This is a genomic window from Hymenobacter montanus (assembly GCF_014699115.1).
Taxonomy (GTDB): domain Bacteria; phylum Bacteroidota; class Bacteroidia; order Cytophagales; family Hymenobacteraceae; genus Hymenobacter; species Hymenobacter montanus.
The window spans coordinates 416,099-437,119 of sequence record NZ_JACXAD010000001.1 but is presented as its reverse complement, the minus strand read 5'-3'; the positions used below and the strand labels follow the sequence as shown (position 1 = coordinate 437,119).

Annotated in this window: 21 protein-coding genes and 1 pseudogene; 15 read left to right on the top strand and 7 right to left on the bottom strand. The window is 58.6% G+C overall.

Annotated features, from left to right (window positions below; translation table 11 throughout):
• Nucleotides 1–182 precede the first annotated feature (182 nt).
• Nucleotides 183–374 carry a hypothetical protein gene (locus IC235_RS01750; RefSeq protein ID WP_191003430.1) on the top strand — a complete coding sequence of 64 codons (192 nt, stop codon included), beginning with the start codon at nt 183–185 and terminating at the stop codon, nt 372–374.
• Nucleotides 375–386: 12 nt separating this feature from the next.
• Nucleotides 387–659 (top strand): type II toxin-antitoxin system RelE/ParE family toxin, encoded by a 273-nt coding sequence (locus IC235_RS22720; RefSeq protein ID WP_394355236.1) that lies wholly within the window; start codon nt 387–389, stop codon nt 657–659.
• 92 nt (nt 660–751) lie between these two features.
• Here IC235_RS22720 and IC235_RS01740 read toward each other — a convergent pair whose 3' ends face one another.
• On the bottom strand, nt 752–2,164 hold the full coding sequence (locus tag IC235_RS01740; RefSeq protein WP_191003428.1) for a mercuric reductase: 1,413 nt from the start codon (nt 2,162–2,164) through the stop codon (nt 752–754).
• Nucleotides 2,165–2,361: 197 nt separating this feature from the next.
• On the opposite strand from IC235_RS01740, the gene IC235_RS01735 reads away from it, so the two are divergent.
• The 4 genes from IC235_RS01735 (at nt 2,362) to IC235_RS01720 (ending at nt 6,413) form a co-directional block, all read left to right on the top strand.
• Nucleotides 2,362–3,093, top strand: coding sequence for a hypothetical protein (locus IC235_RS01735; RefSeq protein ID WP_191003427.1), 732 nt, complete (start codon nt 2,362–2,364; stop codon nt 3,091–3,093).
• Between the two features lie 254 nt (nt 3,094–3,347).
• Nucleotides 3,348–4,451 (top strand): helix-turn-helix domain-containing protein, encoded by a 1,104-nt coding sequence (locus tag IC235_RS01730; protein ID WP_191003426.1) that lies wholly within the window; start codon nt 3,348–3,350, stop codon nt 4,449–4,451.
• A 326-nt stretch (nt 4,452–4,777) separates the two neighbouring features.
• Complete coding sequence (locus tag IC235_RS01725; protein ID WP_191003425.1) at nt 4,778–5,767, top strand: alpha/beta hydrolase; 990 nt, start codon at nt 4,778–4,780, stop codon at nt 5,765–5,767.
• The gene (locus tag IC235_RS01720) at nt 5,754–6,413 is read left to right on the top strand and encodes a hypothetical protein (RefSeq protein WP_191003424.1); all 660 of its coding nucleotides are present in this window, start codon (nt 5,754–5,756) and stop codon (nt 6,411–6,413) included. The genes IC235_RS01725 and IC235_RS01720 overlap by 14 nt, the downstream gene beginning before the upstream one ends.
• 268 nt (nt 6,414–6,681) lie before the next feature.
• Here the strand turns inward: IC235_RS01720 and IC235_RS01715 are convergent, their stop codons facing one another.
• Complete coding sequence (locus tag IC235_RS01715; protein WP_191003423.1) at nt 6,682–7,038, bottom strand: hypothetical protein; 357 nt, start codon at nt 7,036–7,038, stop codon at nt 6,682–6,684.
• A 356-nt stretch (nt 7,039–7,394) separates the two neighbouring features.
• Nucleotides 7,395–8,276, bottom strand: a complete 882-nt coding sequence (gene sucD, locus IC235_RS01710; RefSeq protein WP_191003422.1) for a succinate--CoA ligase subunit alpha — start codon at nt 8,274–8,276, stop codon at nt 7,395–7,397.
• A 590-nt stretch (nt 8,277–8,866) separates the two neighbouring features.
• Here sucD and IC235_RS01705 point away from each other — a divergent pair.
• Both IC235_RS01705 and IC235_RS01700 read left to right on the top strand, forming a co-directional pair.
• Nucleotides 8,867–9,841, top strand: a pseudogene (locus IC235_RS01705) (PLP-dependent cysteine synthase family protein); the annotation flags it as partial.
• A 73-nt stretch (nt 9,842–9,914) separates the two neighbouring features.
• A complete protein-coding gene (locus IC235_RS01700; RefSeq protein ID WP_191003420.1) occupies nt 9,915–10,319 on the top strand; it encodes a response regulator in 405 nt (134 codons plus the stop codon).
• A gap of 225 nt (nt 10,320–10,544) precedes the next feature.
• Here the strand turns inward: IC235_RS01700 and IC235_RS01695 are convergent, their stop codons facing one another.
• Together IC235_RS01695 and ade are read right to left on the bottom strand one after the other, a co-directional pair.
• Nucleotides 10,545–11,099 carry a hypothetical protein gene (locus IC235_RS01695; RefSeq protein ID WP_191003419.1) on the bottom strand — a complete coding sequence of 185 codons (555 nt, stop codon included), beginning with the start codon at nt 11,097–11,099 and terminating at the stop codon, nt 10,545–10,547.
• A 126-nt stretch (nt 11,100–11,225) separates the two neighbouring features.
• On the bottom strand, nt 11,226–12,902 hold the full coding sequence (gene ade, locus IC235_RS01690) for an adenine deaminase (RefSeq protein WP_191003418.1): 1,677 nt from the start codon (nt 12,900–12,902) through the stop codon (nt 11,226–11,228).
• 77 nt (nt 12,903–12,979) lie between these two features.
• Here ade and IC235_RS01685 point away from each other — a divergent pair, with 77 nt between their 5' ends.
• The 7 genes from IC235_RS01685 to IC235_RS01655 all read left to right on the top strand — a co-directional run bounded on the left by IC235_RS01685 (nt 12,980) and on the right by IC235_RS01655 (nt 18,692).
• A complete protein-coding gene (locus IC235_RS01685; protein ID WP_191003417.1) occupies nt 12,980–13,141 on the top strand; it encodes a hypothetical protein in 162 nt (53 codons plus the stop codon).
• An 86-nt stretch (nt 13,142–13,227) separates the two neighbouring features.
• Entirely contained in the window at nt 13,228–13,866 is a 639-nt protein-coding gene (locus IC235_RS01680; protein WP_191003416.1) for a hypothetical protein, read from the top strand.
• Between the two features lie 90 nt (nt 13,867–13,956).
• Complete coding sequence (locus tag IC235_RS01675) at nt 13,957–14,361, top strand: hypothetical protein (protein WP_191003415.1); 405 nt, start codon at nt 13,957–13,959, stop codon at nt 14,359–14,361.
• A 31-nt stretch (nt 14,362–14,392) separates the two neighbouring features.
• Nucleotides 14,393–15,082 (top strand): (d)CMP kinase, encoded by a 690-nt coding sequence (gene cmk, locus IC235_RS01670; protein ID WP_191003414.1) that lies wholly within the window; start codon nt 14,393–14,395, stop codon nt 15,080–15,082.
• A gap of 773 nt (nt 15,083–15,855) precedes the next feature.
• Entirely contained in the window at nt 15,856–17,175 is a 1,320-nt protein-coding gene (locus IC235_RS01665) for a family 1 glycosylhydrolase (RefSeq protein WP_191003413.1), read from the top strand.
• Between the two features lie 178 nt (nt 17,176–17,353).
• Entirely contained in the window at nt 17,354–18,091 is a 738-nt protein-coding gene (locus IC235_RS01660; RefSeq protein ID WP_191003412.1) for an SDR family NAD(P)-dependent oxidoreductase, read from the top strand.
• Between the two features lie 133 nt (nt 18,092–18,224).
• Nucleotides 18,225–18,692, top strand: coding sequence for a MaoC family dehydratase (locus IC235_RS01655; protein WP_191003411.1), 468 nt, complete (start codon nt 18,225–18,227; stop codon nt 18,690–18,692).
• Between the two features lie 183 nt (nt 18,693–18,875).
• Here the strand turns inward: IC235_RS01655 and IC235_RS01650 are convergent, their stop codons facing one another.
• Both IC235_RS01650 and IC235_RS01645 read right to left on the bottom strand, forming a co-directional pair.
• A complete protein-coding gene (locus tag IC235_RS01650) occupies nt 18,876–19,280 on the bottom strand; it encodes a DUF779 domain-containing protein (RefSeq protein ID WP_191003410.1) in 405 nt (134 codons plus the stop codon).
• A 198-nt stretch (nt 19,281–19,478) separates the two neighbouring features.
• A complete protein-coding gene (locus tag IC235_RS01645) occupies nt 19,479–21,008 on the bottom strand; it encodes an aldehyde dehydrogenase family protein (RefSeq protein WP_191003409.1) in 1,530 nt (509 codons plus the stop codon).
• Between the last annotated feature and the right edge of the window lie 13 nt (nt 21,009–21,021).

The following is a 21,021-nucleotide window of genomic DNA, read 5'->3' as shown; positions in this document are numbered from 1 at the left end:
GCCCACTGCGCATCCGTTAATTCGTATCGTGCTGCCATCCCCTAAGTTAAGCTCCAGCACTTTTCAGACACTGCCTAAGCAGATACAGCGCAAAACATGATAAAAAAGAGTTGCCACCCCCAGCCAGCACCTTCGCAGCCCGAAGTGTAGTTTAGGGAACGACTATTAAGCCTATCACCACCATGACCAAAGAACAAATCCTCGAAACCGTCCAGCAACTGCCCGACAACTTCGACCTGGAAGACCTGTTCGAGCGCCTGCTGTTCATGCAGCGGCTGGAGCGTCGGCTAGAACAGGCCGCGCATAATGATACGGTGTCTTTTGAGGAAGCCCGTAAACGCTTCTATCCCAATGAGCGGTCGGATGCGGCCTAACTTCTTGACTGAGTGCCTGAACGATATTCAGCGCAACCGCGAATTTATTGCGGAGTACTTCCAGTCGCCGCTCAGCAGTTCGTGGATGGAATTTTTGCCAAAGTAGAGCAACTACTCTCGTTTCCGCAACTGGGTCGTATGGTACCAGAGCTCGGCCGACCCACGGTTCGGGAAGTATTCTACCGGCAATATCGCATCATCTACCAACTAATGCCTGATGGGCAACTGACGGTGATAATGGTGCAGTCCGGCCGTTTTCCACTGGACGAAAGCCGAGTAGCGTAGTTGGCTATTAAAAGTTAGCCAAAATGTGACTCTCATGGAGAACGTCGGGCTGGCGCAGTTGCGCGTTGCTAAACCCACGCTAGCGGAACCGCCTACTTCCCGCCGCGCCGCAAATCCCGGAACACGTTGTTCAGCCCTTCGGCCCAGGTGGGGTGGGCAAACACCATGTCCTGCAGCTGCTGGTACTTCAGCCTACCGGCCATAGCTACTTCGATGATGGCCATAATCTCGCCGGCTTCGGGGCCCAGCAGGGTAGCGCCCAGCAGCCGGTCGTCGTCGCCGACCAGCACCTTCCAGAAGCCTTGCGACTCGCCCGTGTGCTGGGCCCGCCCGATGGTGCGCACCGGCATGGTAGCCACCCGGTAAGGTACCTGCTGCTCCCGCGCCTGGCCTTCGCTGAGGCCAATGCGGGCCAGGGGCGGGTCGGTGAATACGCAGTAGGGGAGGGGGCGCTGCCGGGCCGAGCGTCGGCGGCCGTGCAGCAGGGCGTCACGCACCACCCGGTAGTCGTCGTAAGACAGGTGGGTGAACTGCGGGCCGGGGTGGATGTCGCCCAGCGCATACACCCCACGCACGTTGGTTTGCAGCTTGTCATTAACCAGGATGTAGCCTTCGTCATCGGTCCGGATGCCCGCGAAGCCCAGGCCCAACTGGTCGGAGTTGGGGCGGCGGCCGGTGGCAACCAGTAAGTGAGTACCCCGCAGGCGCCGCTCGCCCGTACTGGTGTGGGCCAGGAGCGTGAGTTGGCCATTTTCCCCGCGGCTCACGCGGTGGGCCCGCGCGTCGAGGACAAACTCAATCCCTTCCGCGCTCAGGGCGGCTTGCAGGCCCTGGCACACGTCGTCGTCTTCGCGGTCGAGCAGTTGCTTGCCCGATTCTATGACGGTGACGCGGCTGCCGAAGCGCCGAAACATCTGGCTGAACTCCAAGCCGATGTAGCCTCCGCCCAGGATTAGCAGGTGTTCAGGTAGCTCCTTCACGTCGAGCAGCTGGGTAGTAGTGAGGTAGCCGGAGTCGGCCAGCCCGGCCACGTCGGGGATGGCGGCCCGGGTGCCCGTGTTGATGAAGATAAGTGAGGCGGTGAGGTCCTGGCTGCCACCATCGGCCAGGGCCACGCGCAGGGTGCGCGGGGCCGTGAAAGCGGCGTGGCCAGCCAGCAGGGTGATGTTGTCGTGCTTGTGGGTGAGGTTGTCGCGCACCCCGGCGCGCATGGTTTGAACGATGCCGTCTTTGCGAGCCACGGCCGCCGCTAGGTCGACTGATAAATGGTTGGCCCGGGGCATCGTGGGGGCGGCTACCGCAGCGGCGGTACGGAGGTGGTGCAGCCGTTCGGCAGTGGCGATGAGGGCCTTGGTGGGCGAGCAGCCGTAGTTGATGCAGGAGCCGCCCAGCAGGTTCTCTTCAATAAGGGCCACCCGACGCCCAGCGTCGGCCAGGGCCGTAGCCAAGGGGTTGCCGGCCTGGCCGGAGCCGATGATGATGGCGTCGAAAATAGTGGCGGGCATTGGCGCGAGCGGTAGGTGAATGGTACTATTGCATACGTTTCGGTTTACCAGACCGACTGAGCAAAGCTGGAAATGAGGCGAAAAGTCCGCCGGAAAACCCGAAATTGTCGTATCTGGTGTTGCTTTGCCGAGTCAGCGAAGCAGAACCTTCGCTTTGCCTTACTAAACGGCCTTACTCCATCCCGCCCATTCCCTGTATGAAGCATTCGCTCCGCTTTGCCCTTTTGCTTATTCTAACGGGCCTCACCGGCTGTTCTTCGCTGTATTTTCCGCCCCCGCCCCACGCGCCCTTGCTCACGCACCAGGGCGAGGTTTACGGGTCCATCAGCACCAACCAGCACACCAACTATGCTCTGCAAGGCGCCTATGGGCTTACCGACCACCTGGCCGTTGCCGGCACCTTTTCGTCGCTGCACCGCAAAAAGTCTGACCGCACCGAAGACATTGACTTCGGCGAAGCCAGCCTCGGCTACTTCACCCGCCTGCCCGATAAGCGGGTGCTCGAAGTGTACGTGGGGGGCGGCGGTGGCAGCACCCGGCGCATCGAGCGCAACGACGAGCAGATTACCACCCGCATCTTGCAAGGCAGCCTGTCGAAGGTGTTCGCCCAGGTTAACTATGCCCGCAAGAAGCGCAACAACCTGCATCTGTTCAAGCGCGACTTCCCGCTGACCTACGGGGCGGCCCTGCGTCTGAGCTACATGCAGCTCAACAATTTCCAAATCAACGGCCTGGCCACGCCGGGTGAGAACAATGTATTCTTCGAGCCCATTACTTTCACCCGCACCCAAATAGCGGGTCCCATTCAATTGCAGATAATCAGCGGCCAGATTTTGGGCTTTCGAAACAATAAATACCTGAAGGCCGCGAATTCGGTATTCCAAGTAGGAATAGTAATTAATCTGGATAAGAATACGACCTTGGATTAGAGTAGATAGGTAGGATCACATACTGCTTTTTCTGTTCTGATGGCGTTAGACTAAGCGAGCATAGCCAAAGCATTCGCTGCTGCGCAAGGATACTGTCGATACCACGAAGCGGGGAAGATGCTTAACCCAGCTCAACATGCCGTTCTGTTTTACCCAGAACCTTTCTTCTCTCTTTATATGCTCCGTTATTTTTGTTAAGCACGAAAACAGCGTAACCCGTAATGAGTATACAACTGAATTTATACACGCTATTATTGGGTATTGCTGCTGTTATTTTAGCATTTACGAGTAACCTTCTCTTCGTTATCCGCGAGGATCGAAATCATAACGCTAACACTGTTTTCGCGCTGTTTTTACTGCTGCTGGCAGCTACGCTGCTCAACGATGTACTTGGAAGTAATCATGCTTTTGATTATTTCCCCTTCTTATACGAGTACGACCGCTGGCTCATCTTCTGTCTGGGGCCGCTGCTCTACCTCTATGTGCTCTATCTAACCAAACCCTACTTCCAACTACGCCCACGGTTTTGCGGGCATTTTGTTATAGTAGTGCCTCACGCGCTGATAGCGTGGAGCTTCTGGAAAGAGAATGGCCTGGCTAAACTCGAGGCTTTTCCCATATTGCGCTACCAGAATTTTGCGTACGCCCCGGTATTGGAGTACCTGCCGAAGGTGCAGTTGGTAGCCTATTTGCTACTGTGTTTCTATCGCGTAGAGCGGCACAACCGGGTTATTCGAGAGTTGATGTCTTCCGTGGAGCAGGCTACCCTGGCGTGGCTACGCTCCTTGCTGCTGGCCTTATTCGCATTATTTGCTGCTTGGGTACTAGTGGGCGTAAGCGGCATCCCCAATACCCTGCTGGGCGTTGTTGCGGTACTCGTGAGCTATTGGCTTAGTTGGCAAGCCCTGACCCAAAAAGCCATTTACCCTGTTCCGCAGCCCGCTCAAGTGTTCGAAATGGCGGAAGCGGAGCCGACGGTGCGTTACAGCAACTCCCCCTTAGCCATAGCCGATATTCAACCGCTGATGCACCGGGTGGAAGCCTGCATGCAGGAATCCAAGCCATATCTCGTCAATGGGCTAACGCTGACTCAACTGGCCGAGCGCCTGAACCTTACCCCGCACCAGTTGTCGCAGGTACTGAACGAGGGGTTCCGGGAGAATTTCTATAAGTTCGTGAACCGCTACCGCGTGGCAGAGAGCCAGCGTCTATTGCTCGACCCCGCGTTAAAGCACTACAACATTTTAGGCATCGCCTTTGAGTCGGGCTTTAACTCCAAGTCTACTTTCAATAAAATATTCAAGGAAGTAACTGGGCTGTCGCCGTCCGAGTTTCAGAAGGAGAACCGGCGCACCTAAGCGCGATCGGGCAGCTTCAATAACTGCGGACGGGTGGCTTTGTAGCGGCGAAGCTTGCCCCGCCCGTCATTCGCGCTGGCTCCCAACGGGTAATTCAATCCAAGCTAAGGACGGACTCCGCCGCCAGATATACGGACCATCAAATGGCCTAAAACGGCACACAAGAGGTCCGAATTGTTAAAAGGACGTCCGAACCGGCCTAGATAGGCGCTTGCCCGGGGGCAAGCCGAGAGGTTTGTGCCGCTTATCCGCCGCGCCGTTCGCGCCGGCCGAATAAGCGCTTGTTTGGCCCACGGCCTATCGATTCACCCATCCCCTTATAACTAATGATGCAACTAATGCGACCCGCGAAGCGCCTGGCCGCTTTCGCACTAGCCGGTATGCTCGTGGCCGGCTGCGAGCTGCAGGACCCGGCCCAGCCGGGCAACCTGGTGCCCAAAACCGTGGACGACGATCCGAGCCTGCCGGCGCTCACGCTTTCGTCCACCAAGCTGTACTACCAAACCTTCGGCGACCCCAGCAAGAAGCCCGTCATCGTGCTGCACGGGGGGCCAGGCGCTGACTTTCGCCTCATGCTGTCCCTCATGCGGCGCGTGAATGGCTACAGCCTGGCCGACGACTATTTCTTCGTCTTCTACGACCAGCGCGGCGCGGGCCAGTCGCGGCGGCACGGCAAAGAAGAGTTAAATACCGGCTTGATGTTGAAGGACCTGGAAGAGATTGTAGACCGGTACTCGCCCAATGGCCCCGTGGCCTTGCTAGGCCATTCCTGGGGGGGGACGCACGCGATGCAATACCTCAATACCCACCCCAGCCGGGTGAAGGCAGCTATTTTAATGGAGCCAGACGGGGCAAAAGGCACCTTTAACAAGGAAGTGGGCGGAACCGACGTGGGTGGACCGAATTTTACGGATATTCAAAACATTGCCTGGACCCGGGGGGTGCTGACCGGGAAGAACCACGAGCTGGCCGACTACCAGGTGCGGGTAGTTTTCATCCGGGAGCAGCAGCGTTTCGAAACTCCCTTTGCCCGTTCGGGATTTTTATCCATCTACTACGTGAACCTGAACGAGTTGAGCAACAACACCTATGACTTCTCGCAGCGGTTGCACGAGTTCACGGGCAAGGCGTTATTTCTGCAAGGTGATAAGTCGGTAATAAGCAGAGATTTTCAGCAGAAGTACAATTTTCAATTCTTTCCTAACCGGGCGGTGTACACCTTCCCTGATTGTGACCACTCCGAAATGTTCACCAATCCGCAGAACGTGCCCGTGCTCATCAATCAGGTTAAGACTTTTCTGCATGAAAACTATTAAATCACTTCTCCTGAGCTGGTTGTTCGTTGTTTCCACGGCGGGGGCTCAGGCCCAAACCGTGCGGCCCGTAACGGCCGAGAGTCCAAATGCCGTGTTTGTCAACGTCGGCCTCAACCAGGCCATCGTGGCCGGAACGATTGGTTATCAGCGCCGCCTCGCCGATCGAACCCAACTCATTGTGGGCGCCGATGCCGCGGCCGTGCCCAAGTTTTTGACTAACAGCCGGGTGTATGGTGGCCTGCAATACGATGTGTTAACGGCTGGCCGGTTCGGGCTGCCCGTGCGACTGATTGGCTCCACGGCCTTCGCCGATAATGAACTGTACAAAGCCGTGAACGTCTCGACGGAGCTGTCGTTGCACCCCCAACTGCACAGTGCCCGCTGGACCTACGGCGCCGATGTGCTCTACCGCCAGGGGTGGGCCACCCACCTCACGCACTCGGCCCGCTACCGTCGCCTGGCCTACGCCGAGGCCAAAGACGGCTGGTACAAGTTCACGGCCTCCACGTTTCGCATTGGAGGCAGCATCGCACATTCTTTTGATAGAGTCGAGGTCGGTTTACAAGCCGGCTATCAGGCTAACGGCAAGTACGATTTGTTTCTGCCGCCTTACTATGGGGTGCTGATGACCAACTTTCGGTTTTAGCGCTCGAAACCTTTGAGGCCGTGCACATGGGCCTACTGCGCCCTCGACCCGTGCGGCGCCAACTTAATGTGCCCGTGGTAGCGACCACTACCAGACTCGTAGCGCCAAGCCCGCTGCTATGTTCACACTGCGGCTCCTGCCAGAGATTCTCAAGGCACGCTATCGTCCTTGCTAGGCGAGCCTCAGGCAATAACAAGCCCCGACGCTGCTCGGGGCTTGTTATTAAATAGCTGTCTGTCAGCTATGCCAAGGAAAGTAATCTAAGTAGTTAGGTAAGACTTTGTCCATCTACTGCTATTCCTATTTGTGGGTAGACAACTTCCGTTACGTAGTCTCTCATGTACGCTTGCGACTCAAGAATTATCTGTTTTCTCGTTGTTAACTCTTGCCTGATCTGCTTTGCGATTTGCTCCCGCTCTACTTTCTCTGAATCAGAATACTCCTCTGATTCATGGCTGTAGTTGTATAGTAATATGCAAACAGCTTCAATCAAGATGTTGATTTTGGCTCCTGTATAGCTCGAATCGTCTATCGCATTCAACAACATGGGCAGATATTCAAACTCAGCAAGAATCAACTCTTCATCCTGATCCAGAAACCTAAGCCCTGGATCATCCCCCCACATATCTAGAAGATGTTGGTCTATTGGTACAAGCGGACTGCTAAGAGATTGACAAATAGTTGAACCGCAATTAGTGCAGGGCGAATTCCAAAATCTAGCCCAATCATACAACTTGAATGCTGCCTCTGTCTTCGTTAAACTGAAATAATCAGTATTTCCACAGTCTTTACAAACTCTTGTCAATCTGTAATCCATCGGTTGATTTTATACCTTTCAGCAAATCCTTGCCTCTGGCTGCTTGAGCTCCGCAAATAAGCTAAAATCATTTCAGACTTACAGTGGAAGCAGCTTTCATTTGCAGAGCTTATAAAAAAGCCCCAGCCATAGCCGGGGCTTTTTTATAAGCTTTGAGGACCAGCCTACTTGCCGCTCAACACGCGCAGCATGGTCTCACCAATTTCGGCCGGCGAATCGACCACGTGGATGCCGCACTCGCGCATGATGGCCATTTTGGCGGCGGCCGTGTCGTCGGCCCCGCCGACGATGGCGCCGGCGTGTCCCATCCGGCGGCCGGGGGGGGCCGTCTGGCCGGCGATAAAGCCAACCACGGGCTTCTGGTTGCCCGTTTCCTTGATCCAGCGGGCGGCTTCGGCTTCCATGCCACCGCCGATTTCTCCAATCATTACGATGCCCTCAGTTTCGGGGTCGTTCATAAGCAGTTCTACTGCCTGTTTGGTGGTGGTGCCGATAATGGGGTCGCCGCCGATGCCAATGGCCGTAGTCTGGCCCAGACCGGCTTTGGTGAGCTGATCGACGGCCTCGTACGTCAGCGTGCCCGACTTAGAGACGATGCCGATTTTGCCTTTCTGAAAGATGAAGCCGGGCATGATGCCCACTTTGCACTCGCCGGCGGTCATCACGCCGGGGCAGTTCGGGCCGATCATCGTCACGCCGGGGCGCTGGGCGAGGTACTGCTTCACGGCAATCATGTCCTTAGTAGGAATGCCTTCGGTGATGGTGATAATGACTTTGATGCCCGCATCGGCCGCTTCCATGATGGCATCGGCGGCGAAGGCCGGGGGCACGAAAATGATGCTGGTGTCGGCGCTGGCCTGGGTCACGGCTTCGGCCACGGTGTTGAACACGGGCCGGCCAAGGTGCTCGGTACCGCCCTTGCCGGGCGTAACGCCGCCGACCACGTTGGTGCCGTATTCCATCATTTGCTGGGCGTGGAACGAGCCTTCGGAGCCGGTAAAGCCCTGTACGATGACCTTGGAATTTTTATTGACCAGAACGCTCATTCTTAGGGATTTTAAGGAAATTGATGGGGTAAGGGAGAGAGGCCCAGGCGGGCAATGGTGGTGCAAAAGTAGGGCTTTTTGAGGCCGCGGCAAGGTACTTATCCGTGGAAAGACGGAGGGGAGCATAAAGACCCCCGGCCGGCGGGAGAACTACTGAATTCCGCCGCCGCAAGGAATCTTCGGCCCGCCAGAAGTGGTTTTTCAAGTGGTGCCGTTCACTGCGGCCGGGCTCCTGACCAGGCCGTTTCTCCGGGCGGCCAGAGTAGCAAGCAACTGGCTCACAAGGCCCGACCCAATCAAGGAAAGCGGGGCCGCACCGCTACGACCCCTTTCTGTGTGTAAAGCAGACCAGTGCCCTGCACCCCTTGTCCGCGCAGCCGGGCCGGCAGTCAGCGCCTAAAGTGCGCGCAGGCGAGACCGTAAGGGGCAAAAAAATATAGTTATTCAGCGTGTTGCGGCAGAAGAAGGGCGCCCGGAACCCGGCTGGTAAGCTGGGCTAAACCGCCCGGGATATTGCTCGAACCGTGCCGCCCCGCGGGAATCCTTACCTTTGTAGCCTCACCCGAACCCTGTTCCTCCTAATTTTTTCAATGTATTTCAACCACGTCATCGAGGCCGTTGGCCATACCCCACTCGTCAGGCTCAACAAGGTTACCGCCGGCATTAAAGGCACCATTCTGGCCAAAGTGGAGTATTTCAACCCCGGCAACTCGGTGAAGGACCGCATGGCCGTGCGCATGATTGAGGACGCCGAAAAGGCCGGCCTGCTCAAGCCCGGCGGTACCATCATCGAAGGCACCAGCGGCAACACCGGCATGGGCCTGGCCCTGACGGCTATCGCCAAAGGCTACAAAACCGTGTTCGTGATGAGCGACAAGCAGAGCAAGGAAAAGCAGGATATTCTGCGGGCCGTGGGCGCCGAAGTGGTCGTCTGCCCGGTTGATGTGGCGCCCGACGACCCGCGCTCCTACTATTCGGTAGCGCGTCGCCTCAATCAGGAAACCCCCAACTCCTACTACCCCAACCAGTACGATAACCTCTCGAACGCCGCCGCGCACTACGCCGGCACGGGTCCGGAGCTGTGGGAGCAAACCGAAGGCAAAATCACGCACTACGCCTGCGGCGTGGGAACCGGCGGCACTATCTGCGGCACGGCGAAGTACCTTAAAGAGCAGAACCCGGCCATTGTTTCCATTGGCCTGGATACTTACGGCTCGGTTTTCAAGAAGTACAAGGAAACGGGGATTTTCGATGAGAACGAAATTTATCCCTACAAGACCGAAGGCATCGGCGAGGACATTCTGCCCAAGAACGTAGACTTTGACTTGATTGACTTGTTCATCAAAGTTTCCGACCAGGATTCGGCGCTGATGACGCGCCGCCTGGCTCGGGAAGAAGGCTTGTTCGTTGGCTGGTCGTGCGGCTCGGCCGTGTTCGGGGCGCTGGAATACGCCCGTGAGCACCTGAAAGAGGACGACACCATGGTTATCGTGCTGCCCGACCACGGCACCCGCTACCTGGGAAAAATCTACAACGACGACTGGATGCGGGCCCAGGGCTGGCTGTAAACCAGGCGGCGCTTGTTGGAATGCGCCGGGTACGGTATCTTCGTAAACTTCTACCTATCAATCCATCTTCATGTCTGCGAATCTGAATCATATTGTACTGGTAGACGATAACGAGACGACGAGCTTCCTCAATAATCGTCTGTTGGGCCGCTTGGCCGTCGCCGAACACGTGAGCACGTTTTCGCGGGCTGATGAAGCCTTTGAGCAACTGTGGGGAAACTCCGGTGACGACAAAGCTCCGGCTCCCGACCTGGTGTTCGTTGACCTGAAAATGCCCGGGGTTTCCGGCTTCGAGTTTCTGGAGCTGTACAACGCTCTACCGCAGCCCGTACAGGACAAAACGGTAATGGCCGTGCTCACTACCTCCATGCACGGCGCCGACACGGCCCGCGTAGCCAAATACCCCAACGTAGAGTACCTCACCAAGCCGCTTACTGAGGAGAAAATGCGAAAACTGCTGAAAAAGCGGTTTTAGCCCGGTCTCTGGGTTCGGGTTTCTACCCAACTAGGCTCACGCTTTGCTGGGAGAAATTAAAAAAGCCTGATAATAAACTTACCCTGTGACCGTCAGGCTCCCCTCTCCTGCGGCTTCGCGCATAAAGCGAACTGGGGCCGGGGGTGAGGTTCACGCGCCTGGTACCCGCTAACCATTGCTGACTATTACCCAAACGCCCTTGCTCAATCCGAGCGGGGCGTTTTGCTAGGGCTTTAATCCTTTAATCTTGTCGATTAGCCCGTGGAATAGGCCATTATTCTTCCGTTTTATAATAATGTACCGCACCGAAAAAGCGGTGGGAAACCGATTCCAGTCGCCGGAGTTGAACTCTACCGTTGGCTTGAAGTCGAAGGACAGCACGATGGGAAAGAAGGCAATCTTGTACTCCGCCCCGACGACGCCGTCGAGGCCCCAGAAGTTGCCGTCATCTTTGTGTATGCCGACGTGCGCGCCGGCGCCGAAATAATAGTTCAGGCTGGGGCCCAGGATGCCGAAGTGGCGCTCGGCCAGGAGCGTGGCGCTTCGTTCGCGCGGGGCCAGCATGCCGAGCCCTTCCAGGGTAGTTTTGGGCAATACCAATTGTTGGATGGTGATGCCATAATTGCTCCCGTCGCTGCGCAGGCCAACGGCCGTACGGTACTTCTGAGCGAGGGCCGGCTGTACCAGGCCCGCCACCAGCAGCATTCCCAGGCGAATAGTTCTCCCGCGCAGCCCGTCCGTAAGCCAAGAAAGCCGCTGAGATAAAAGCAACAAGGTCATAAATTCGAAGAATTCGGAGCAAACCCGCACTCAGTACGGTCGGCTAACCCCGGGCAGTCTGAGAATCTACTACGCAGGCAGCGCCCCGAAAATTGTCTTTGCGCGTGGTAAACCAATCGGGCCGGGCTATTCTACGGCCGCCACGAATGCAAACTCCTGGCCATCAAACAACCCCTTGTCACTCAGCTTCAGGCTGGGAATCACAAGCAAGGCCATGAAGGAGAGCGTCATAAACGGGGCCCCTAGCGGCGAGCCGAGCTGCTTGGCCAGGGCATCGACAGCGGCATAAGCCTCGGCGACGACGGGACCCTCCTGGTCCGACATCAGGCCCGCCACGGGCAGCGGAACCAGTATTTCCTGCCCGTCCGCTCCCACGGCGGCGAGCCCCCCCTTGGCGGCAATTACGAGGTTAATGGCGCGCGCCAGGCTGGCATCGTCGCAGCCCACGGCGGTGATGTTGTGCGAATCGTGGCCCACGCTGCTGGCCAGGGCGCCGTGCGTCAGCCCAAAGCCGCGGATAAACGCCAGCGCCGGGGCTACGTGGGGCTGGTAGCGGTTGATAACGGCGAGCTTGAGCACATCGCCCGGAACATCGGACACGATGCAGCCGTTTTCGACCCGGGCGGGCAGATCCACCCGGCCCGTGATGAGCTGGCCGTCGTAGCATTCGATGACGCGCAGAACCGGTTGCTGGTTATCGGGGGCCGGGGGCCGATTGACTGCCAAGGCCAGGTCCGCTGCCCCGACGGGCTGGGCGTGGAAGTTGTTGACCACCGCCACCGGTGCCGCCGGCAGCAGCGTGCGGCCGTGCTCAGCTACCAGCTGGCCGTTGAGGTAGGTTTGCCGCACGTAAAAATCCCGCAGGTCGGTTACGATAATAAAGTCGGCCGGGTCGCCTTCGCGCAGCAGGCCCACGGGGAGCTGGTAGTGGTACACGGGATTTACGCAGGCTACCTGCAGCACGTCGAACACGTCGTGGCCCAAGGCGACGGCGCGTTGCACCAGCTGATTGATGTGGCCCAGCACGAGGGTGTCGGGGTGCTTGTCGTCGGAGCAGAACATCAGGTTAGGGTAGTGCTCGGGCAGCAGCTCGATGAGGGCGTCGAAGTTGCGCGCGGCCGAGCCTTCGCGGATGAGCACTTTCATGCCCACGGCCAGCTTGTCGCGGGCTTCGGCGGCGGTGAAGCACTCGTGGTCGGTGCTGATGCCGGCGCTGGCGTATTGGGCCGCCTCGTCGGCCCGCAGGCCGGGGGCGTGGCCGTCGACGGGCCGGCCGGCGGCATGGGCCAGGGCTATTTTAGCCATCACCTCGGGGTCGCGGTGCAGCACGCCGGGCCAGTTCATCATTTCGGCCAGGTAGCCAATCTGGGGGTTCTCAAACAGCCGGGCGATGTCGGTGGCCGTGATCCGGGCGCCCGCCGTTTCGAACGGGGTAGCCGGTACGCAGCTAGGGGCCCCGAAGCAGAACTTGAAAGGCGAGAGGCGGGCGTTTTCCAGCATGAACTCCACGCCCGCGACGCCCAGCACGTTGCCAATCTCGTGGGGGTCCGACACCGTGGCTACCGTGCCGTGCGTGACGGCCAGCCGGGCAAATTCAGTGGGCACCAGCAGCGAGCTTTCCACGTGCACGTGGGCATCCACGAAGCCTGGCAGGGCATAGGGAAGGGCTGTATTGGGGGTGGCAGCCCCAGTGGGGGCAATGCTGGCAATGCGGCCCCCGCGTACCGTAATGGTGGCGGGGCGCACGGAACGAGCCGGAATGTCGACGACGTTAGCGAGGAGCGAGAAGTCAGCAGAAGTCATGTAGGAAGTGAGATAGGAGCAGCAAGCCAGGTGGCTCAGTTGACAAAGAACCTTAACTTTGAATAAAATACCCGGTCATGAGGAAAATCCCATCGTTTGTGCTGCTGCTCGTGCTGTTGCTGACCCTGGGCGCCAGCACCCTGAGCAGTTGTGCCCGCCGCACCGCGCAGCAGAAAAAAACCGCGTGGTACAAGCACCACCGCAACGGCAAGAAGCAACCCTGTCCGTGCGAACGGTAGGAATAAGATCTCACTTTAAATTAGGGGCATGCAGCCCTATATCGAACAGATAATACCTGATGCGCAGCTGTGCTAGTTTCGTAAAGTTGAGCCTGCTGGTGGCGGCGCTATTGTTGAGTCGTGCTAGCCTGGCCCAGACGGGGCCGATGACAATGCCCACCTACAACCCGCCAGCGCGTCTGCCTACAACAGACATGACGCTACGCTTTATGTATTTTCCTGATAGTAAGTCGCCAGCTTATCGTAAGGGGGCAGGCAGCTACCAATTGCCAGATGGGAGCTGGCATAGTTGCTCCAAGTTAATATTTGATGGAAATCAACTGACCCCGAAGGATAGTACGGCTCATAAACAGCGCTTTACCTCTGAAACAATACAGCAACTGGTTGTAAAACAGGACACCTTTTTAGTCGTTAAAGATTTGCCTGGCAGAAAGGTCGCGCCCCCGAAGCCCGATTTTTTACATTCGTGTGTTAATCGGCAAGGAATACGACTGTTAGCACTCTACTATGAGTCAGGTCGGGCGACTTATTTTTTGATTCGTCCCCACGTTTCTATGCAGCTATTGCCTACCGGAAGAGCCGAGTTTAAAACGGCCATGCTGGCTATTGTGAAAGACTCGCCGGCCTTGAGCGCGAAAATTGCCAGCGGCAAGCTGGGGCGTGACGAGGTAGTGAAAATCGTTGAGGAATATGCTGATTTTCGGCGCACCAACCCCTTGCACTAGATAGCTTTTGTTGCTTTCTTGCGGTATGCCGTTGCGCTGAGCCATTCCTGCTCTAAACATGATGAATAGTGCCCTTAACCCTTAATCCGAATGGCCGACAGCCCCGCTAATCCGCTCGATTCCATTCAGGCTGCTGCCGAGCAAGTGCGCGTGCAGTTGAAGCTGAAAGCCTTCGATGCCGAGGGCGTGGCCCATCTGGCCAATTTCATTCAGGCGCAGCGCGGCGAGCTGGGGGCGGCCGACCGGCCGGGCTTTATCATGGCGCTGGGGTGTTATCTGGGGCATTGCCTGGTGCAGGTGTACCGGGGCGAGTGGGGCACCGGGCGCGATGGCACGACCGGTGTCGGGCTGGCCGGGAGATTTTTTTTTAATCCCTTTCGTTTGGTCGATACCCAACTGAATGAGGGAGAAAGCGCGTCGGTAGCGGCTTTCTTTGCGTCCGTTCCGAACCGGTTGAAGGCCCCGCCCGCCGGGCGTAAAGCCTGGATTTCGTAATCTTGCGGGGCCAATGGCCGCCCGCGTCGTTATGAAACAACTCGTTATCGCCATTGATGGCTATTCTTCGTGTGGCAAAAGCACTACCGCGAAAGCTGTTGCCGCCGCGCTGCACTACGCTTATGTCGATACCGGGGCCATGTACCGCGCCGTAACGCTGTACTTGCTGGAGCATAACATCTCGTTTGAAAATCTAGACCAGGTTGAAGCTGCCCTGCACGCCCTGCACATCAGCTTCCGCCGTAACCGGCGCACGGGCCGCAACGAGGTTTTTCTCGACGGCGTGAACCGGGAGGACGACATCCGCCAGATGGTTATTTCCAATTCGGTGAGTGAGGTGTCGGTCATCCCGCTGGTGCGGCACGCCATGGTGGCCCAGCAGCAGCGCATGGGTCGCAGGCGCGGCGTGGTGATGGACGGCCGCGACATCGGCACCACGGTGTTCCCCGATGCCGAAGTGAAGGTGTTCATGACCGCCGACGTGGTGGTGCGGGCCCAACGCCGCCAAATCGAGCTGGCCGAGAAAGGCGAACAGGTCCCGCTCGACGACATCATCGAGAACCTGCGCAAGCGCGACCACCTCGACTCAACCCGCGCCGAAAGCCCCCTGCGCCGCGCCCCCGATGCCGTGCTGCTCGACACCACGCACCTGGTGATTGACGAGCAAGTAGACTTCGTACTCGAACGGGTGTCGGCCGCCCTGTTTGCGCCGCACGCCTAGGACGTAGAACCAGCGTCGGCATTGCTTGAGCAAGAAGCATTATGCCGAGCGGACCAACGTTAAACGCGAGCCAGTATCAGAATGTGAGGACCGTAAACAGCTTACGAACCCCGGTTTTGCCAAGCGCGATAACGGCGTGGCTGGCACCAGGAGAGACCTGGCGAGGGTAACGTCTGGGTAAAAGCCTGTAGCTAATAGCTAACCCGAGTTGCGAACTAGCTTCATCGCGGCGGGAGGTCGGTAATATTTCAAAGAGGCCATGCAGTTGAGAGCCGCGTAGCGGCGGGAGGTTGGTAGTAGTTTAAAAGAGGTCAGGTGGTTGAGAGCCGCGTAGCGGTGACACCTTCGGCGGGTGGCGTTGGTCTGCCACCGCTATGCGGCTCTGGATTGGCCCGGGGTACCATGCTCTACCAACCTATCGCCGCCACGCGGCTAGTCCGCAACTTGGGTTAGCTAGTCATTCATCCGCTGGCCACCGGGCGGCCCCGGTCGCCAAAGACGGGGCGGCCCGCGGGGGTGCTGGAAATGGTGCTCGAATTTCAAGAAGAGGGCTACAGAAAGGACCGCAGTAGTCAGCGAGGGTGCTTGAGATGGTACTTGGTGGCGGGCGCTTCCACCGCTTCGATGCGCCGCCATTCTGGAGCCGCCGTGCTTATTGCCCATGTCGGTGCAACGCCACCGTAGCAAATACAGTAAACGGGTTGGCGGGCTGCAGCGGGGCCCGCCGGCTTCTTCCATTGCGCCAGCTCCGGCGGGTGCCTTACTCGTTTTGCATGGGTCCTCAGTTCCTTTTCGCTACTGGCATCGAAAACAGCAACCCCACCATCCGGAACGGTAAGCTGCGGGTGGATGAAATGGAAAAATGCGGCCACTACACCTTTTGGCAGAAAGACTTCGACCTGGTCGAGGAATTGGGCATTCGGTTTTTGCGCTACGGCCCTCCCATTCACACCACGTTTCTGGGGCCCGGCAAGTACGACTGGTCGTTTGCCGACACCACGTTTCAGGACTTGCGGCGGCGCGACATTTCCCCCATCGTGGACTTGTGCCACTTCGGGGTGCCCGACTGGATCGGCAACTTCCAGAACCCCGACTTCCCGGCACTGTTCGCGCAGTACGCCGGGGCTTTCGCCGGGCGGTTTCCGTGGGTGCAGCTCTACACCCCAGTAAACGAGATGTACATCTGCGCCCAGTTTTCGGCGCTGTACGGCTGGTGGAACGAGCAGCTCACCAGCGACCAGGGCTTCGTAACGGCCCTCAAGCACCTCGTGAAGGCCAACGTGCTGGCCATGCGGGCCATCCTGGAAGTGCGACCCGATGCCATTTTTATTCAGAGTGAGTCGTCGGAGTACTTTCACGCCGAGAACCCGGCGGCCATCAGGCCCGCCGAAATCATGAACGCCCGCCGGTTTCTATCGCTGGACTTGAACTACGGGCGCCGCGTGAACTCCGAGATGTACGAATACCTGCTCGACAACGGCATGACGCGTGAGGAGTACCACTTCTTCCTGCACAACAACCTGAAGCATCATTGCATCATGGGTAACGACTACTACCAAACCAACGAGCACCGCGTTTCACCCGATGGTACCACGCGCGCGGCGGGCGAGGTGTTTGGCTACCACGTCATCACCCGGCAATATCACGACCGCTACCGCCTGCCCGTGATGCACACCGAAACCAACCTCTGGCAAGGCCCCAGAGGCGACGAGGCCGTGAACTGGCTCTGGAAAGAATGGGCCAACGTGCTCCGCGTGCGCAACGACGGCGTGCCCGTGATTGGCTTCACCTGGTACTCGCTCACCGACCAAGTTGATTGGGATACCGCCCTGCGCGAGCCCAATGGCATCGTCAACCCCCTGGGACTTTACGACCTCAGCCGCAACATCCGCCCCGTGGGCTCGGCCTACAAGCAGCTCATCGCCGACTGGAACCAGGTGCTGCCCGCCCAAAGTGTCTGCCTGCAAGTGCCCATCGTGATGCCCAGCGAGATCAAGCAAGGCTGGGCCAAACAGCAGCAAGCCAATGTAAAATCCAACAATTCCGATCAATCCACCGCCGCCGCCAATACGCCCTCGGCTGACGGTTCATAGTTGTTAGTGCTTGGTGCTTGGTTATTGGTGCTTGGTGCTTGGTGCTTGGTGCTTGGGATGTTCTGGTATTATGAGTTATCGTAAGCCTCCATGCTAAACACTAAAACCCAGGTACCAAGCAGCAACAACCAAAATCCAACAACCAAGCCCCAAGCACCAAGCACCAAAAACCAACCCTATGAGATTCAAGGACAAAGTGGCCATTGTCACCGGTAGTGGCAGTGGCATCGGCCTGGCAGTCGCCAAACGCCTGGCTTCCGAAGGTGCCCGCCTCGTGCTGGCCGACTATAACCAGGCCAGCCTTGACGCCGCCGTGCCGGCGGTGCAGGCCGCCGGTGCCCCCGACGTGTGGCCCAGCCTCTGCAACGTATCCCTGGAAAAGCAGGTGCAAGCCACCGTAGACGGGGCCCTGGAGCGGTTCGGCCGCCTCGACGTGGTGGTGAACAACGCCGGCCTCATGCAGTTCAAGCCCCTCGAGCAACTGACCGGCGACGAATGGCTGCGCGTCCTGAACGTGGATTTGCTGGGGGCCTTCTACTTCACCAAGCTGGCTTTCCTGCACATGAAGCCCGGCGGCGCCATCGTGAACGTGGCCAGCATTCACGCCGTGGAGACCAGTCCGTTGGTAGCCCCCTACGCGGCTGCCAAGGCTGGTCTGTTGTCGCTCACGCGCTCGGCCTCGCTGGAAGGCAAGGCCAAAGGCATCCGCACCAACGCTGTGCTGCCCGGGGCCATCGACACGCCCATGCTCTGGGAAAACCCCAACGTGCGAAGCGGCGTCGAAGCCCTCAACAAAGCCGACGTGGGCCGGCCCGAGGACGTGGCCGCCGTTATCGCCTACCTGGCATCGGATGACGCCGCCTTCGTGCAAGGCGCCGAAGTACGCATCGACGGCGGCCGGCTCGACCAGCTGTAATCGCGGAGTAGCCAGCTTCCTGGCCTACAGTGGCCGCTCGCCGTCGAGTAATGAAAAAGCCTAGGGGCAGGCCGCCGGTAACGGGTGGCGGGCGTATGTTTGCGGCCCTCTATCCGCCTGCTAACCACCGTCCATGAGCAAACTAATCATTCGTAGCCTGACCGAGCTAGAAGCCCGCGTGGGCCAGGAGCTGGGCGTCTCGCCGCTCCACCTCATCACCCAGGAGCAGATCAATCAGTTTGCGGCCGCCACCCTCGACTTCCAGTGGATTCACGTGGATGCCGCCCGGGCCCAGGCCGAGTCGCCATTTCAGACCACTATTGCCCACGGCTACCTCACCCTGGCCCTCTTGCCCTACCTCTGGCAGCAAATCGTGGTCATTGAGAACTTGAAAATGCAGGTGAACTACGAGGTCGAGACCCTGCGCTTCAACCAAGCCGTGGCGGTGAACAGCTCGGTGCATCTGCGGGCCACCCTGCTTTCCGTGACTAACCTGCGCGGCATTGCCAAGGCCCGGGTGGGCATAACGATGGAAGTGGATGGCCTCAAAAAGCCGGCTTACACGGGCGTAGTTACGTTCCTCTACCACTTTCTGGGCTGAAGAAGCGCGCAGGTGCACTGGGGAAACCTCACGTGCCCCCTGCGGAGCGGGCCCTAGCGGGTACGAGCCCGGTTCGCTTCATGCGCGAAGCCGCAAGAGAGGGGAGCCTGACGACAGGAATTGAACTGAGAAAGGTTTTACATAGTGGCCCCTTTGCCGAGTCGGGCCGATTGGCGTTGGTGCTCAGGCTTCGGCCGCCTGCTGGGCCAGGTATTCTTCTCCCACGCGCACGGGCTCCAGGTTCCTGGACTCTTCCTCAGTGAACAGCCGCGAGCGGATGAGAAACCGCACGCCCAGCGGGATTTCCAGCGAGAAGCTGGCCCCGCGGCCCTTGGTCACGTCCACCGTGAGCTGGGTATGCTGCCAGTACTCGAACTGGCTGGTGCTCATGAAGAAGTCGCAGCCGTGAATCTGACCCAGCCACACGTCGTTGCCGCCAATGCGAAACTCACCCTTGGTGAAGCACATGGGCGAAGAGCCGTCGCAGCAGCCGCCGCTTTGGTGGAACATGAGCGGGCCGTGCTCGTCGCGAAGCAGGTCGATGGTGGCCTCGGCGGCTGGCGTCACGAGAACTCTGGGAGTAAGCATGGGAATGGTGAATGAGGAGTGGGCAACTAACGAGATTAACTGATTCTATAACAGCCCTAAGTAATTTGTTATATAGGGTAGAAGGTTTATGCTCTGTTAAAATTACAGTGCTCAATAGCCACTGCACAAACGCCCGGGCCGCTAGCGGTGGCCGCTGGCCCGGGCGTTGTTCAACAGGTATTCAGCAAGGGTTTCGGCCTAGAAGAAGCCCAGTTTCTGCTGGCTGTAGCTGATGAGCAGGTTCTTGGTCTGGCGGTAGTGGTTGAGCATCATCTTATGATTCTCGCGCCCAAAGCCTGAGGCCTTGTAGCCGCCGAAGGGCGCGCCGGCCGGGTAGTCGTGGTAGCAGTTTACCCACACGCGACCGGCCTGAATGGCGCGGGGCATCGTGTACAGCTCGTGGGCATCGCGGCTCCAGAGGCCGGCGCCCAGGCCGTAGAGGGTATCGTTGGCCAGGGCCAGGGCTTCCTCGTTGCTCTTGAACGTGGTGACCGATAGCACCGGCCCGAAGATTTCTTCCTGGAAAATCCGCATTTTATTATGGCCGCGGAAGATGGTCGGCTGAATGTAATAACCTTCAGCTAGGGCCCCATCTGGTTGGGTGTAGGCTTCGCCGCCCACCAGCACCTCGGCTCCTTCGGCCTTGCCGATTTCCAGGTAGCTCAGGATTTTCTCAAACTGGTCGTTGCTGGCTTGCGCGCCCATCATGGTGTTGGGGTCCAGAGGGTTGCCAAGTCGGATGGCTTTTACGCGCTCGATCACGCGGGCCATAAACGCGTCGTAGATGTCCTCGTGCACCAGCAGGCGCGAGGGGCAGGTGCAGATTTCGCCCTGGTTCAGAGCAAACATCACGGCGCCTTCGATGCACTTGTCGAGGAAGTCGTCGTCGTGGTCCATCACCGACTTGCAGAAGATGTTGGGCGACTTGCCACCCAGCTCCATGGTGACGGGGATGATGTTTTCGGCGGCGTATTGGAGGATGAGGCGGCCGGTGGTGGTTTCCCCGGTGAACGCCACTTTCTGCACGCGCTTGTTGCTGGCCAGGGGCTTGCCGGCTTCCAGGCCGAAGCCGTTCACCACGTTGAGCACGCCGGCCGGCACCACGTCCTGAATCAGCTCCATCAGCACCATGATGCTAGCCGGGGTTTGCTCGGCGGGCTTCACCACCACGCAGTTGCCAGCGGCCAGAGCCGGAGCAATCTTCCAGGTGGCCATCAGCAGCGGGAAGTTCCAGGGAATAATCTGGCCGATGACGCCCAGCGGCTCCTGAATCACCAACGACAAGGTATGCTCGTTCAACTCGGTAGCGGAGCCTTCTTCGGCCCGAATCACGCCCGCGAAATAGCGGAAGTGGTCGATGGCCAGGGGCAGGTCGGCCGCCATGGTTTCGCGGATGGCCTTGCCGTTCTCTACGGTTTCGACGGCCGCCAGGTGGGCCAGGTTGGCTTCCATGATGTCGGCAATCTTGAGCAGTATGTTGCTGCGCGTGGTGGCCGAGGTCTTGCTCCAGCTGGGGAAGGCTGCGTGAGCGGCATCCAGGGCCAGCTCGATGTCTTCTTTGGTAGAGCGGGCTACTTTACAAAAGGCCTTGCCATCGATGGGCGAGGGGTTGTCGAAGTACTGGCCTTTGACCGGGGCCACCCACTGGCCGCCGATGAAGTTATCGTAATAGGACTTGAATTGGGGGCGGGCCACCAAAGTGGTGGTTTCTTCGAGGGTTTCTGCCATGACGCTGCGTGAT